We start from the raw sequence: 14,723 nt of genomic DNA on the forward strand, positions 1-14,723 counted from the left end.
AACCCCCGCCGTTGAGCTGGCGCTTGGAGACGAGAATGCGAATCGGCGAGATGCTCGCAGCGGCGGGACTTGTCACGCCAGCGGCGGTCGAAGTGGCGCTGGCCCACCAGCGCGAGCATGGCGGACGGCTGGGGGACAGCCTGGTGGCGACCGGCGCCATCAGCCCGTCCGGTCTGTCACGCTTCATGGATGGCATCCCGCGCGAGCCGTTGAGCATCGCCGACACGAAAATCGAAGAGAAGTCGCTGCTCGAACTGCTTCTCAAGACAATGGCGTCCACGCCGGCAGACACGATTGCTGCGCTTTCATCCGCTCTCAAGCTGGCGCCCAAGATCATCGCCGACCTGATCGACCTCGGCGTTCGAGGCCAGCTGATCGGCATGCTCGGCGGCCTTACCGTGATGCGCCACGAGCTGACCGAGGCCGGCAAACGCCGCGCCGCCGAGGCCATGTCGCGGTCGAGCTATGTGGGTCCTGCCCCGGTCTCGCTCGAAACCTATATCCACTGGATCGACCGCCAGAAGGTAACCAACGAGACCATCGATCCGGCTTCGATGCGCGCCGCCTTTGCCGGGTTGCAGGTGCCGGAAGCCTTTGTCAGCCAGATCGGCCCGGCGGCGCGGGGCGGGCGCGCTATCCTGATGTATGGTCCGCCGGGCAACGGCAAGACGTCGGTGGCGCAGCGGCTCGAGCGCGTCTTCCGTCAGGTGATCTATATTCCGCACGCGGTTTCGATCGACGGCCAGATCATGCAGCTCTTCGATCCCGATGTGCACAAGCCGGTCGAAGTGACCAACAGCGGCTCGGCCAGTGCCCTGATGCGCGACGAGCCCGATGCCCGCTTCGTCGCGTGCCGCCGCCCCTTCATCATCACCGGTGGCGAGCTGACACTCGAGATGCTCGATCTGAAGCACGAGCCCAATGCCAATTTCTACACCGCCCCGCTGCATGTGAAAGCCGCCGGCGGCTGCATGCTGATCGACGATTTCGGCCGTCAGATCGTGTCCCCCACCGCCCTCCTCAACCGCTGGATCGTGCCGCTGGAAAACCATGTCGATTATCTGAAGCTCCACACCGGCAAGAGCGTGCGCATCCCCTTCGAAGCGATCGTCATCTTCTCGACCAACCTCTCCCCTTCCGACCTGATGGACCCCGCCTTTCTCCGCCGGATCCCCTACAAGCTCGAAGTTGCCGCCCCGCCGCGCGCCACCTGGGTGACGATCTTCGAAGGCGTGGCGAAAACCCTCGGCTTTCCCGACGCACCCCCGCGCACCGAGGTGGAGGCATTGGCAGACGCGCTCACCGAGACGCATCGCCTGCCGCTTGCCGCCTTCCAGCCGCGCTTCCTGCTCGAGCAGCTCGTCACCGCCTGCCAGTTCGAGGACAGGCCGCTGGCACTTCACGCCGATCTGCTTGACCATGCCATCGGCAACCTCACCGTCGGCAACAGCGGATCCGGGGGCAGCACCGGCACAATGGCGAGCGTCTAACCCGCGAGGATCGCCAGCAGCAGCAGCGCCACGATGTTGGTGATCTTGATCATCGGGTTGACCGCGGGCCCCGCGGTGTCCTTGTACGGATCACCCACCGTATCGCCAGTCACCGCCGCCTGGTGCGCCGGCGACCCCTTGCCGCCATAGGCGCCTTGCTCGATCACCTTCTTGGCATTGTCCCAGGCACCCCCGCCCGACGTCATCGAGATCGCCACGAACAGCCCCGAGACGATCACCCCCATCAGCAGCGCGCCAAGGGCGGCGAAGCCATTGCCCTGCCCCGCCACCGCAGTGATGGCGAAATAGACGACGACAGGTGCCAGCACCGGCAGCAGCGACGGCACGATCATCTCGCGGATCGCCCCCGCCGTCACCAGCCCCACGGTCCGCGCATAATCAGGTCGCACCTCGCGCGTGGCGATGCCGGGGTTCTCCCGGAACTGCGCGCGGATGTCCTGCGCCACCGCTTGCGCGGTGCGCCCCACCGCCGTCATCGCCATGCCGCCGAAAAGATAGGGCAGCAGCGCCCCCAGCAGCAGCCCGACGACGACATAGGGGTTGGAGAGCGAAAAATCGACCGGCACATCGGCAAAGAACTGCGCCAGATCCTCGGTATAGGTCGCGAACAGCACGAGCGCCGCCAGCCCGGCCGAGCCGATCGCATAACCCTTGGTCACCGCCTTGGTGGTGTTGCCCACGGCATCGAGCGCATCGGTCCGCTCGCGCACTTCCGCTTCGAGCCCGGCCATTTCGGCAATGCCGCCGGCATTGTCGGTCACCGGCCCATAGGCATCGAGCGCCACGATCATGCCGGCCAGCGCCAGCATCGCGGTGGCAGCAAAGGCAATGCCGATCAGCCCGGCCAGCTGATGGGTGGCGATGATGCCCACCACGATCACCAAGGTTGGCATCGCCGTCGATTCCATCGACACCGCCAGCCCCTGGATGACGTTCGTCCCATGCCCCGAATCGCTCGCCTTGGCGATCGACTGCACCGGCCGATAGCCGGTCCCGGTATAGTATTCGGTAATCCAGACGATCAGCGCCGTCACCCCCAGCCCCACCATCATGCAATAGAACAGCGACCGTCCAGTGAAGCTGCGCTCCGCGGTGCCGATGACGGCGTTCATGTCGGGAAAGATCATCGCGGTCGCGAACCAGAGTGCCGGCACCGACAGCACGCCCGTCACCAGCAGCCCCTTGTAGAGCGCCCCCATGATCGAGCCGCCCCCCAGCCGCACGAAGAAGGTGCCGATGATCGAGGTGACGATGCACACGCCACACGCAAGCAGCGGCAGCGTCATCAGCCGCGCCGCATCGGCCCCGCCCACCAACAGCGCCACCAGCACCATCGTGGCACCGATGGTCACCACATAGGTCTCGAACAGGTCGGCCGCCATGCCGGCACAATCGCCCACATTGTCCCCGACGTTGTCGGCGATCACGCCCGGGTTGCGGTCATCGTCCTCGTCGAAGCCGAGCTCGTTCTTGCCCACCATGTCGGCGCCCACATCGGCGGCCTTGGTGAAGATGCCGCCACCCAGCCGCGCAAAGATCGAGATGAGCGACGCTCCGAAGCTCAAGGCCACCAGCGCATTCACCACCGCCCGGCTCGTCGGTGCCAGCCCGGACGCCACCAGCGCATAGAAATAGCCGGCAATCGCCAGCAGTGCCAGGCCCGCCACGAGCATGCCGGTCACGGCGCCCGAGCGGAACGCCATCGTCAGCCCCGCCTGCAACGAGAGCCGCGCCGCCTCGGCGGTCCGCACATTGGCGCGCACCGAAATGTTCATCCCGATAAAGCCCGTCACCCCCGAAAGCACCGCCCCCAGCACGAACGCCCCGGCCTCCACCGGCCCCAGCAGCACGAACACCAGCACCGCCATGATGACGCCCACAAAACCGATCGCGGCATATTGCTTGCCGAGATACGCCCCCGCCCCTTCCTGGATCGCCTTGGCAATCTCCTGCATCCGCGCATTGCCCGGGCTTGCCGCAAGAACCTGCCGCGATGTGAGCACGCCATACAGCACTGCCACCAGCCCGAAGCCGATGGCCATCATGACCGGATCCATGCGCATTCCCCTGCCCAGCCGCGGACTATTGCTGCGGTTATTGTGCGCAGCATGACAGGCATGGGGTCGATGTAAAGACCGCAGAATCAACAGCTACAGTGCATGCTCCCAGCCGCGTCGCGCGGGCAGCGGCACCGCGTGCCCATCCGCATTCAACGCCAGCCCCGCCCCGCGCACCACCGAGCCGATGCAGCAGGCCCCCGCCGACACCACCGCATCGGCCGGAGCGGTGAACAGCAGCTCGTAATCATCCCCGCTCACCACCGCCTCGATCGCCGACAACCCCGCCGCCCGCGCCGCCTCCGACAAGGGCACCGCATCCAGATCGATCGCCAGCCCCACGCTGCTCGCTGCCGCCAGCCGCTCCGCGTCGATCAGCAAACCATCGCTCACATCCATGCACGCACTCGCCACACCCACGAGTGCGGCCCCCAGCGCCAATCGCGGCATCGGCCGCCGAAGCCGCTTGAGCAGCCAGGGCTGCATCGGCGCCAGGCCCTGCGCCATCGCCAGCCCCAGCCCGGCATCACCGATCGTCCCCGAAACCCAGAGCCGGTCCCCCGGCTGCGCCCCGCCGCGCCCCAGCGCCCGGCCCGCCTCGACATGGCCGACCACCGTCATCCCTAGAACCGGCGCCGCCACGCCGCTCACCGTATCCCCACCCCACAGCGCCAGCCCGAACGCGTCCAATGCCTGCCCCAGCCCGCGCGCAAACCCCGCCTGCCAGTCCGCGTCCTGCCCGGTCCCCAGCGCCACCGAGAGCAATGCCCCTGCCGGCCGCGCCCCCATCGCCGCCAGGTCCGATGCGTTCACCGCCACCAGCTTCCACCCGACATCGCCCGGCGGATCGCTGGCAAGGAAGTGCACCCCCGCCGCCATCGTGTCATGGGTCAGCACCAGCTGGCGCCCCAGTGGCGGCGTCCACACCGCCGCATCATCCGCCAGCCCCCGCGCCGCGGCACTGCCTGCCAGCGGCGCCATCAGGGCGCGGATGAAATCGCGTTCAGCCACGCACCTGCCGCGCCACCGTATCGAGCAGCCCGTTCACGAACCCCGCCTGCTTGTCATCGTGAAACGCCTTGGAGAGCGCCACATACGCCTCGATCACCGTCGCCGCACTCACATCGGCGCGCGCCACCAGCTCATAGGTCGCCAGCCGCAGCAGCGCCTGCATCGGCCGGTCGAGCCGCTCCAGCGTCCACCCCGCCGCCAGCGCCCCCGCCACCAGCCCGTCCAGCTCCTCGGCGCGGGCACTCGCCCCCATCACCAGGTCATCGAAAAACGCCACATCGGCCTCGGCCATCTCCACCCCCGGCCCGGCGCCGTCAGGCGACTCACCCAGCCTGTGATGGTGAAATTCGTTGAGCAGCCGCGGAATCGTGTCCCCGGTCATCGCCTGCTGATAAAGCGCCTGCACCGCACCCAGCCGCGCCGCACCCCGCGCGAGGTTGATGTTGGCCGGAGATTTGGTGCGCGCTTTGGACATGCGCGAGCGTCTAGCGGGGTGATGGGCTTTTAGGAAGGGGGCCTCCGGCGGCCGGGGCCTCGGCCCCGGACCCCAATCATGGGGACCCGGCCCGACCAAAGGGGTCTGGGGCCCAAGGCCCCAGCCGCCGGAGGCATTCCTCAAATAATTCTAGTATATTGTATTTGTTACGCTAATTGGCGCTGTTCCACCCCTTCTCCACAGCCTTGTCCCACCCAGGGGGGATTCAAAAACCCGGCCGGATGCGGCACAAGGTGCCATGGCCACATCCCCTCCCCTCCGCATCGTCGAAACACCCATGGATTTCACCACCCTGCCGCAGAATCTCGAAGCGGAGGCCGCCCTCCTCGGCGCGCTGATGATCGACAACCGGCTCGTCGAGGATGTCATGGGTCGCCTCACCGCCGCGCATTTCGCCGAAGATCTGCACGGCCGCATCTATGCCCAGATCCTCACCCTTTCCGACCGGCGGATGACCGCCAACCCCGTCACATTGAAGCCGCTTTTCGAAAACGACCCCGCCATGGCCGAGCTCGGCGGCCCGGCCTATCTCGCCCAGCTCACCCAGAATGGCGCAGGGCTGATCGCGGCGCGCGATTTCGCCCGCCAGATCTATGACCTGGCCTTGCTCCGCGAGCTTATCCGCGTCGGCCGCGAAATGGCGACCTCGGCCGCCGACACGTCGGTGGAAGTCGAACCGATCAAGCAGATCGAGGAGGCCGAAAAGGCGCTTTACCGCGTCGCCGAGGCCGGCGAAGTCGGGGGCGGCGTCAAGACCTTCCGGAGTGCGGCCGACGAGGCGCTGGCGATGGTCACGCGCGCCATGAAGTCCGGCGGCAATCTCTCGGGCTACACGACCGGCCTCGATGGCCTCAACACCAAGATCGGCGGGCTCCACAAGTCCGATCTCGTCATTCTCGCCGGCCGTCCGGCGATGGGCAAGACGGCGCTTGCCACCAACATCGCCTTCTCCTGCGCCGAGCGCTACATGCAGGACAAGGAACGCGGGCTCGATCCCGAACAGTCCTCGGGCGCACCGGTGGCCTTCTTCAGCCTCGAAATGTCGGCCGACCAGCTCGCCACGCGTATCCTTGCCGAACAGGCCGGGGTGAACTCGGAAAGCCTGCGCATGGGCAAGATCCGCCAGGAGCAGTTCACCCAGCTCGCCCGCGCCTCGGGCGCGCTCACCACGCTCCCGCTGTTCATCGACGACACGCCCGCACTTTCGATCGCTGCGCTGCGCACCCGCGCGCGCCGCCTCAAGCGCCAGCACAACATCGGCCTCATCGTCGTCGATTATCTCCAGCTGCTGCAGGGAACGGGGCGCAATGGCGGCGAGAACCGCGTCCAGGAAATCTCCGAGATCACCCGCGGCCTGAAGACGCTCGCCAAGGAGCTGCAACTCCCCGTCCTCGCCCTCTCGCAGCTCAGCCGTGCCGTCGAGCAACGCGACGACAAGCGCCCCCAGCTCGCCGATTTGCGCGAGTCCGGCACCATCGAGCAGGACGCCGACATCGTACTCTTCGTCTACCGCGAGGAATATTACCACACGATGAAGCAGCCCGACATCGAGGAGGTGGAGAAGCACACCAAATGGCTGGAAAAGGCCAACACCCTCAACGGCCTGGCCGAAGTGATCGTCGCCAAGCAACGCCATGGCGCCACCGGCAAGGTCGAACTGATCTTCGACAAGAACGTCACGAAATTCAGCGACCGCGCGCCGGACAGCTGGCGCCGGGATGATCAAGGGTAACTGCTGGCAAAGAAGAAGGAAGGCGGGGCGTGGCAAAGCCACGCCGTCGGACGGGGTCGGCGGGTTGGAACCCGCCGACCCGCCGGCCGGCCTTGCGCGAGTCGCGGGATAGCTACGCTATCCCGCCGCCGCGCTGCGGCTTAAGGCTTCACGAACTTCAGCGTGAACCGGTCGCTTTCGCCGATCGCCGCATATTTCGCGCGGTCCTCATCCTTCTTGGCGAAGGTCGGGGGCAAGGTCCACACGCCGCCGGGATAGTCCTTGGTGTCCTTGGGGTTGGCGTTGACGTCGGACGAAGCGACGAGCTTGAAGCCTGCAGCTTCCGCCATCTGCCGCACCGCCGAAACCTTCATGTACCCGCTGGTCGTCATGTCGGCATCGGGCCGGTCTTCGGGCAGGCGGTGATCGACCACGCCGAGCGTGCCGCCCTTTTTCAGCACCTTGAAAAACGCCTTGAAGGCATCGGGGCCATAGCCGCCCATGTGCCAGTTGTGGACGTTGCGGAAGGTGAGAACGGCATCCGCCGAGCCTTCGGGGGCAATCGCATCATAGCTGCCCTTGCCGAACACGCCGACCTTGGCCGAAGGCGCATAGCTGGCGAGTTTTTCCTTGTAGGCAGCAACCGACTTGGCGGCATTCTCGCTCGCGGCCGGGTTGCCGGCAGCAGCGATATACGTGCCATTGCCTTCGAGCATCGGGGCCAGGATTTCCGAATACCAGCCGCCGCCAGGCGAGATTTCCACTACGGTCATGCCCGGCTTCACGCCGAAAAACGCCAGCGTTTCGGCCGGATTGCGATAGGCATCGCGCGCCTTGTTCGCTTCGCTGCGCTGCGGGCCTGCAAGAACTTCCGTCAGGCTGGCGGCCTGTGCCGGCGCCACCAGAACCGTCGCAGCCAGTGCTGCCGTCAACAGATATCGCATGTCATCCTCCCAAATTCGGTCGTGCCGCGCTGGCGGCCACCCCGCTTCATGCAGTAGCGCAGCCGCATGAACCGGGAAATAACAATAACGCTGCTCATCACCGCACTCCTGCTCGCCGCCGCCGGCTGGCTGGGGGACCATGCCCGCCGCCGCGCCCCGCTCGCCTGGCATGCCCACCTGCCCTGGAACGCCGCCACCTTCATCGGCCTCACCCTGGCAATCCTTTCGGCCGGGCATCTGCTCACGCTGCTCCGCGAGCCTTGAAGAATAGTACCGAACAGGCGTTAACTATTCGTCAGTTAAGCTTTCGCCAACGACGGTCGTATCCGCGGATATGCCATCGATGGAGTCATCGCAAATGCCCTTCCGCCTGTCCGCCGCCGCCCTGCTCACCAGCATCGCCAACCCTGTTGCTGCCGTCACCATCATCGGCAATCTTGCCGGCGCGCCAGACCCCGGACTTCCCGCCGGCTTCGTGCCGGTCATTGGCCTGGATGCGCCGATGGCGGCGGGCATCACCAATATCTTCGCCGGCCCCACTGTCATCACCGCCGCCGGCAGCAGCGCCGGCCGCGCAGCCCCCGCCGGCACGCCGAACGGTGGCGTCTACCAGTCGGTCGGGCCGGACAGCCTCTCCACCTTCGATTTCACCAATTTCACCGGGCGCGGGCAGGTCCTTGCGGGCTTCAGCCTCTACTGGGGGTCGATCGACAGCTACAACAGCCTCGATTTCCGCCGTGCCGACGGCAGCCTCGTCCGCACAATCACCGGCCTCGACATGCCGCAGTGGAACGGCAACCAGGCCGCCGCCATCACCAACCGCCGTGTCACCTTCGGGCTCGACGTGCAGGACCGGATCGAGAAGGTCGGTTTCCGCTCCTCCAGCCCGGCCTTCGAGTTCGACAATATCGGCGTGACGATCGGCGCGGTGCCCGAGCCGGCCAGCTGGGCGATGCTCATCACCGGCTTCGGTGTTGTCGGCGCCCTTCTCCGCCGGCGCAGGACCAGCTCGGCTATCGCCTAGCGCCGCATCCCATGCTCGTCGACGAGCACCTCGCGCCGGTTGACATGGTCGGGGCGGGACACAAAGCCATCGGCTTCCATCCGCTCGATCAGCCGTGCCGCATTGTTGTAGCCGATGCGGAGCTGGCGCTGCAGATAGCTGGTCGAGGCCTTTTGCGCCGAGGCCACCGCCTGCACGGCGCGGGCATAGATCTCGTCCTCGCTGTCGGCACCCGGAGCACCCCCGCCGCTGCCACCACCTGAAAGCGGCAGGCTGCCACTCCCGCCGCCGTTGCCACCATCCCAGTCGTCGGGCTCCTCGGTCACCGCATCGACATAGGAGGGCGCACCCTGGCGGCGCCAATGATCGGCCACCGCTTCCACCTCGTCATCGGTAACGAAGGGCCCATGCACGCGCACCGGCGCCTTGCCGCCCGGCATCCACAGCATGTCGCCCTTGCCGAGCAGCTGCTCGGCACCCTGCTCGCCGAGAATGGTGCGGCTGTCGATCTTGCTCGTGACCTGGAAGCTGATCCGGGTCGGCAGATTGGCTTTGATGACGCCGGTGATCACATCGACCGATGGCCGCTGCGTCGCCATGATGAGGTGGATGCCCGCCGCACGCGCCTTTTGCGCCAGCCGCTGGATAAGGAACTCCACCTCCTTGCCAGCGGTCATCATCAGATCGGCGAGCTCGTCGACCACCACCACCACCAGCGGCAGCGGCGAGAAATCGAGCACCTCCTCCTCGATGATCGGCGCCTCGGTATCGGGGTCCCACCCTGTCTGCACGCGCCGCACGAAGGGCCGCCCGCTCGCCTTGGCCTCGCGCACCTTGGCGTTGAAGCTGGCGAGGCTGCGCACATTGATCGCCGACATCTGGCGATACCGGTCCTCCATCTGCTCGACCGCCCATTTGAGCGCGCGAATCGCCTTGGCGGGCTCGGTAACCACCGGCGCCAGCAGATGCGGAATTCCGTCATAGGTCTTCAATTCGAGCATCTTGGGGTCGATCATGATCATCCGGCACTCGGCTGGCGTCAGCCGGTAGAGCAGGCTGAGGATCATCGCGTTGAGCCCGACCGACTTCCCCGAGCCGGTGGTGCCGGCAATCAACAGGTGCGGCATGGGGGCCAGGTCGGCGATCACCGGCTCGCCGGCAATGTCCTTGCCCAGCACCAGCGGCAGCACGATCGATCGGTTCTCGAAAGCCGCCGATCCGAGCAGCTGCGATAGGCTCACCATCTCGCGATTGGCATTGGGCAGCTCGATGCCGATCACATTGCGTCCCGGCACCACCGCCACACGCGCCGAAAGCGCACTCATCGACCGGGCAATATCGTCCGAAAGCCCGATCACCCGGCTTGCCTTGATGCCGGGCGCAGGCTCGAGTTCATACATCGTCACCACCGGCCCCGGCCGCACCTCGCCGATCCGCCCGCGCACGCCGAAATCCTCGAGCACGCCCTCCAGCAGCCGGGCATTCTGTGCCAGCGCCGCCTCATCGATCCGCCGTGCCGGGCCGGTGGGCGGCGGCTTCAACAGGTCGAGCCCCGGCAGCACCCCGCCATCGCCAAGATCGAGCACCGGCTGGCGGCCCCGCTGCGGTCGGGGTGGCGAAGGGCTGGCCGTGACCACACGCGGACCCCGGAACTCGGCATCGCCATCGGCATCGGCGCGCACCCGGACATCTTCGCCCCCGCGTGGTGCAAGCACCAGCGGCGCATCCTCGGCCTCATCATCCATGTCGTCGAAGTCGGACCGGTCCCGCCGCCACAGCGCGCCGGCCCAGGCGAAGTCCTCGCTGCGCACGCCAGTGCCCCAGCCGAGCAGCCCCAGCGCCAGCGGCGCCAGCAGCAACGCCACCACCAGCCCCACCGGCACGCCCTCCAGCCACCGTGCATCGCCTAGCGCGTCGCTGCCCCAGCCCGCCAGCATCCCCAGTGCACCGCCGGCACCTGCCGGTGCCAGCCCTGCGGTCACCCCCGCCGACCCCAGCGCCGCCGCCAGCAGCACCACGCCGAGCGGCACGGCACTGAGGGCCCGGCGGGCCGCAAAGTCCGTCTCCTGCAGCAGCCGCAACCCCGCCATCAGCGGCAGCAGCGCCAGCCCCAGCCCAGCCCATCCCACGCCCTGCATCAGCAGATCGGCGACATGGCTGCCGATCTGCCCCATCGGATTGGCCACGGCACGGCCGGTCACGGTGTTGAACGATGGATCATCGGGGGAATACCAGGCCATCGCCACGACGAGCGCCACCGCCACCCCGATCAGCAGCAAGGCCACCGTCCACACACCGGTCGTGCGCAACGCCCGGGCGCCCCAGGCCAGCAGCCGCTCGACCGGGCTCGGCGCCACAGGCTTGCGCGCGCCGCCTTTCGGGCGGCGAGCCTGCATCGGCTGCTGGGTGGCCCGGCTGGCCATTGGCGCACAAACTCCCTCAGTCGCGCAGCGTGTTCACGCTTTGAACCGCAGGGCTTCACAGTGACGCAGGCCGGATTCAGGGTCAAGGCTCCGCATCATGTGGCAGTGGTCCGCCGGTTGCGCTAAGCCTGTGCCATGAACGCATCCAACACCGCAGACGTCCTCATCATCGGTGGTGGCCTCATCGGCTCCACCATCGCCCTCGCCCTCGCCCGCCACGAGGTGTCGAGCATCGTCATCGACACCGCCGACCTGCAGACGACGCTCACCGCCGCCTTCGATGGCCGCGCCAGCGCCATCGCCAGCGCCTCGGCCCGGATGCTCGGGATTCTCGGCATCGATGATGTGCTGGCACAGCATGGCTGCGCCATCCGCGCCATCCGCGTCACCGACGGCACCGCCCCGCAATTCCTGCATTTCGACGCCGGCGAGGGGAACGAGCCGCTCGGCATCATGCTCGAAAACCGCCTGCTCCGCGCCAGCCTGCTCCGCGCCGTGGAAGCCGAGCCGCACATCACCCTCATCGCCCCCGCCCGCGTCGCCAGCCTCGACTATGGCGATCATGCCGCCACCCTCACGCTGGCTGATGGCCGCAGCTTCAAGGCCCCGCTGGCCATCGCCGCCGATGGCCGCCGCTCGGCCACGCGAACCGCCGCCGGCATCCGCATCGCCGGCTGGCAATATCAGAGCAGCGCACTCGTCTCGATGGTCGCGCACAGCGTCCCCCATGGCCAGGTCGCCTGCGAGCTCTTCTACCCCTCGGGTCCGCTGGCGCTGCTGCCGATGGTCGATCACACCGATGGTCGCCCGCGCTCGGCGATCGTCTGGACGGTCGATGCGCATGCCGCCGCCGGCAGCGCCAAGCTCGGCCCCAAGGCCCTTGCCGCCGAAATCGAGAAGCGCATCGACGGCACGCTGGGCGAAGTCGAGGTCATCGCCCCGCAGGCGGTCTGGCCGCTCGGCTATCACCATGCCGCCGAATATTATCGCCCGCGCCTCGTGCTGGCCGGGGATGCGGCGCACGGCATCCACCCCATCGCCGGCCAGGGCCTCAACATGGGCTTCCGCGATGTCGCCGCCCTTGTGCAGGTGCTCGTCGAAGCCGCCCGCACCGGACAGGATCTGGGCCACCCCGATGTGCTGGCACGCTATTCCGCGTGGCGCCGGCTCGACAATTCGATGGTGGGCGCGGTCACCGACGGACTCAACCGCCTGTTCGCCGTCCCCGGTCGCCTCCCCGCCGCCGTCCGCCGCTTCGGCCTTGCCGCCGTCGAGCGCGTGCCGCCACTGAAAGCCCGCTTCATGGCCGAGGCGCGCGGCGAAACCGGCGCGCTGCCGGCGCTGTTGCAGGGTCAGCTGGTCTGAAAGCGGATTACGCTTGCTGCGGCAACTCGCGCGCCGCTTCGATGAGCAGGATCGGCGTCCCGTCGCGAATCGGATAGGCGAGGCCCGCCACGTCCGACACCAGCTCCTGCCGCTCGGCATCGAGCCGCAGCGATGTGCGCGTCATCGGGCAGACGAGAATGGCCAGCAGCTTGCTGTCGATGGCGGCCGGTGCACTCACTGGAGTGTGGGCCGGTCACCACGCCCGGCGGGGTTTCCGGCAAAGGTCATCAGCGCCGTCAACGTGGCCGCGCGCTCGGGCAGGTCCGACGCTTCGAGCAGCGCCTGCTTTTCGGCCGGATCGAACGGACACACACAGGCGAGCGTGGTGACCAGCGACTCGTCATCGGCGTTCTTCACCGCTTCCCAATCGGCAGCAAGGCCCTGCGCATCGAGATAGCTGCGCAGCACATCCTCGAGCCCGGCGCGGGCAGCGGGGCCGAGCGCGCTCGGCTCGTCACGATCGCTCCCGAAGCCATGGTAATCGGCGAGCACCTGGCGGTAGAGCGTCGGCCGATCGAGCTCGGCGCCGACGCGGAAGCGCGACACGCCGACAAGCGCTATCAGGATGCGCCCGTCATCGGTCTCGCGGTAATCGGTGATCCGGCCGAGGCAGCCGACGTTGAACAGCGGCGGCGACTCACCCGCAATGCTCCCCTCGCCACGCGCCTGGATCATGCCGATGATCCGGCTGGCTGCCCCCTTGGCCTCCATCGCGTCGCGGACCATCGCGAGGTAACGTGGCTCGAAGATGTTGAGCGGCAGCAGCCCGCGCGGAAACAGCAGCGCGCCGGTGAGCGGAAACACCGGCACCGCGCTCGGCAATGGCGTGGTGGCCACATCACTGGTGTAATCGTTCATGTCTTCACTCATGCGAACAGAATCGAGCGCAACCGCGCCCGTACCTTGATGCTCCACGGGTCGCCGAGCCCGGCGGCCTCGAACAGCTTGAGCAGCCTGGCCTGTGCCGCCGCCTCGTTCCAGCTGCGATCGGCGGCAACAATGGCGAGCAGATGATCGGCAGCAGCATCGCGGTCGCCGCGCGCCATATAGCCTCCGGCAAGCTCGTAGCGCAGCGCATGGTCGTCGGGTGCGGCGGCCAGCTGCGCCTCGAGCCCGGCGAGATCGTCGACCGGCGTCGCATCGAGTGCCAGCGTCACCGCGGCGCGCGCCTTCACCACACCCTCGTCCTTGAAATCGGCGGGCACGGGTGCAAGCGCATCAGCCGCCCCCTGCGCGTTGCCGGCGGCCAGCAGCGCCAGCGCATATTTGCCGGTGATGTCGTGCCGCTCGGGCAATTCCTGCAGGATCGCACCGAAGATGCCGAGCGCATCGGCATGCGCCCCGGCGGCACTCGCCTGCTCGGCCGCCTGCACGAGCGCCGCAATCTCCGCCTCCTGGTCGGCCTCGTCAGCCGAGGGCGGGGCGCCGGCAAGCAGCCGATCGATGAAGGCAGTCAATTCGCGCTCGCCGAGCGCACCCTGGAAGCCATCGACCGGTGCGCCATTGAGAAAGGCATAGACGGTGGGAATCGACTGGATGCGGAATTGCGCGGCAAGCGCCTGGTTCTTGTCGACGTCGATCTTCACCAGCTTCACCCGCGGGGCTTTTGCGGCAGTCACCTTCTCGAGCAACGGCCCCAGCGTCTTGCACGGCCCGCACCATTCCGCCCAGAAATCGACGAGCACGAGCGCAGTCTTGCTGGCTTCGATGACATCGCGGCGAAAGGCTTCGATGCTGGCCTTTTCAGTGGCGGCGGTGGCGAGGCTGGCCAAGGGAAATCTCCGGTCGAATCCTGATACTCCTCACATATGGGGCGACAGGGGCGGAATTGCCAAGGGAGGAAGCGGCAATCGGCGGGTGATGCGGGGTCGCACGTGATTGGGGCTTGCATTGCCGGTGCGGCCGGTGCTAGGGCCGCGCCTCACCACTGCAGTGGTCGAGCGGGCGTAGCTCAGGGGTAGAGCGCAACCTTGCCAAGGTTGAAGTCGAGGGTTCGAATCCCTTCGCCCGCTCCAATTTTTCTCCCATTTCAAACGAAGATGCTGAGGAAAACTGGAGCGACGCTCCTTTTTCGATAAAAGTCCTTTGATGCCGCATTGTCGAACATCGTGTCCGCCAACAGCCGCGTCAGCTTCCGCTCCTACGCCTCCAGCGACCACATCCGCTGCTCTTCCGTAAACC

At 67.3% G+C, this 14,723-nt stretch carries 13 protein-coding genes and 1 tRNA gene; 6 read left to right on the top strand and 8 right to left on the bottom strand.

The window, feature by feature from the left end:
- Positions 1-35 precede the first annotated feature (35 nt).
- A complete protein-coding gene (locus tag FHS79_RS01355; RefSeq protein WP_184194235.1) occupies positions 36-1,490 on the top strand; it encodes a cyclic di-GMP-binding domain-containing protein, MshE-related in 1,455 nt (484 codons plus the stop codon).
- Here FHS79_RS01355 and FHS79_RS01360 read toward each other — a convergent pair.
- The 3 genes from FHS79_RS01360 to nusB form a co-directional block, all read right to left on the bottom strand.
- Positions 1,487-3,568: a sodium-translocating pyrophosphatase gene (locus FHS79_RS01360; RefSeq protein ID WP_184194237.1), complete on the bottom strand. Its 2,082-nt coding sequence runs from the start codon at positions 3,566-3,568 to the stop codon at positions 1,487-1,489. The genes FHS79_RS01355 and FHS79_RS01360 overlap by 4 nt on opposite strands.
- A 93-nt stretch (positions 3,569-3,661) precedes the next feature.
- Positions 3,662-4,579 (bottom strand): thiamine-phosphate kinase, encoded by a 918-nt coding sequence (gene thiL, locus FHS79_RS01365; RefSeq protein WP_184194239.1) that lies wholly within the window; start codon positions 4,577-4,579, stop codon positions 3,662-3,664.
- Positions 4,572-5,054 (bottom strand): transcription antitermination factor NusB, encoded by a 483-nt coding sequence (gene nusB / locus FHS79_RS01370; protein ID WP_184194242.1) that lies wholly within the window; start codon positions 5,052-5,054, stop codon positions 4,572-4,574. The genes thiL and nusB overlap by 8 nt, the downstream gene beginning before the upstream one ends.
- A gap of 259 nt (positions 5,055-5,313) precedes the next feature.
- Here nusB and FHS79_RS01375 point away from each other — a divergent pair, with 259 nt between their 5' ends.
- Positions 5,314-6,807, top strand: coding sequence for a replicative DNA helicase (locus tag FHS79_RS01375; RefSeq protein ID WP_184194245.1), 1,494 nt, complete (start codon positions 5,314-5,316; stop codon positions 6,805-6,807).
- Between the two features lie 140 nt (positions 6,808-6,947).
- Here FHS79_RS01375 and FHS79_RS01380 read toward each other — a convergent pair whose 3' ends face one another.
- Positions 6,948-7,730: a class I SAM-dependent methyltransferase gene (locus FHS79_RS01380; RefSeq protein WP_184194249.1), complete on the bottom strand. Its 783-nt coding sequence runs from the start codon at positions 7,728-7,730 to the stop codon at positions 6,948-6,950.
- A 66-nt stretch (positions 7,731-7,796) separates the two neighbouring features.
- On the opposite strand from FHS79_RS01380, the gene FHS79_RS01385 reads away from it, so the two are divergent.
- Entirely contained in the window at positions 7,797-7,994 is a 198-nt protein-coding gene (locus FHS79_RS01385; protein WP_184194252.1) for a hypothetical protein, read from the top strand.
- Between the two features lie 79 nt (positions 7,995-8,073).
- The gene (locus tag FHS79_RS01390; RefSeq protein ID WP_184194255.1) at positions 8,074-8,754 is read left to right on the top strand and encodes an Npun_F0296 family exosortase-dependent surface protein; all 681 of its coding nucleotides are present in this window, start codon (positions 8,074-8,076) and stop codon (positions 8,752-8,754) included.
- Here FHS79_RS01390 and FHS79_RS01395 read toward each other — a convergent pair.
- On the bottom strand, positions 8,751-11,156 hold the full coding sequence (locus FHS79_RS01395; RefSeq protein ID WP_243452566.1) for an FtsK/SpoIIIE family DNA translocase: 2,406 nt from the start codon (positions 11,154-11,156) through the stop codon (positions 8,751-8,753). The genes FHS79_RS01390 and FHS79_RS01395 overlap by 4 nt on opposite strands.
- A gap of 135 nt (positions 11,157-11,291) precedes the next feature.
- Here FHS79_RS01395 and FHS79_RS01400 point away from each other — a divergent pair, with 135 nt between their 5' ends.
- Complete coding sequence (locus FHS79_RS01400) at positions 11,292-12,521, top strand: FAD-dependent monooxygenase (RefSeq protein ID WP_184194258.1); 1,230 nt, start codon at positions 11,292-11,294, stop codon at positions 12,519-12,521.
- Positions 12,522-12,528: 7 nt separating this feature from the next.
- Here FHS79_RS01400 and FHS79_RS01405 read toward each other — a convergent pair whose 3' ends face one another.
- Genes FHS79_RS01405 through trxA form a run of 3 tightly spaced genes read right to left on the bottom strand, consistent with a single transcriptional unit; the run spans position 12,529 to position 14,314 of the window.
- Positions 12,529-12,720, bottom strand: a complete 192-nt coding sequence (locus FHS79_RS01405) for a Trm112 family protein (RefSeq protein ID WP_184194261.1) — start codon at positions 12,718-12,720, stop codon at positions 12,529-12,531.
- Positions 12,717-13,400, bottom strand: coding sequence for an LON peptidase substrate-binding domain-containing protein (locus FHS79_RS01410; RefSeq protein WP_184194264.1), 684 nt, complete (start codon positions 13,398-13,400; stop codon positions 12,717-12,719). Before FHS79_RS01410 ends, FHS79_RS01405 begins: the two co-directional genes overlap by 4 nt.
- A gap of 8 nt (positions 13,401-13,408) precedes the next feature.
- Positions 13,409-14,314 carry a thioredoxin gene (gene trxA / locus FHS79_RS01415; protein ID WP_184194267.1) on the bottom strand — a complete coding sequence of 302 codons (906 nt, stop codon included), beginning with the start codon at positions 14,312-14,314 and terminating at the stop codon, positions 13,409-13,411.
- A gap of 168 nt (positions 14,315-14,482) precedes the next feature.
- On the opposite strand from trxA, the gene FHS79_RS01420 reads away from it, so the two are divergent.
- Positions 14,483-14,557: transfer RNA gene (locus FHS79_RS01420), tRNA-Gly, on the top strand.
- The last annotated feature ends 166 nt before the right edge of the window (positions 14,558-14,723 follow it).

The sequence above is a fragment of the Polymorphobacter multimanifer genome, from assembly GCF_014205635.1.
GTDB classification, from domain to species: domain Bacteria; phylum Pseudomonadota; class Alphaproteobacteria; order Sphingomonadales; family Sphingomonadaceae; genus Sandarakinorhabdus; species Sandarakinorhabdus multimanifer.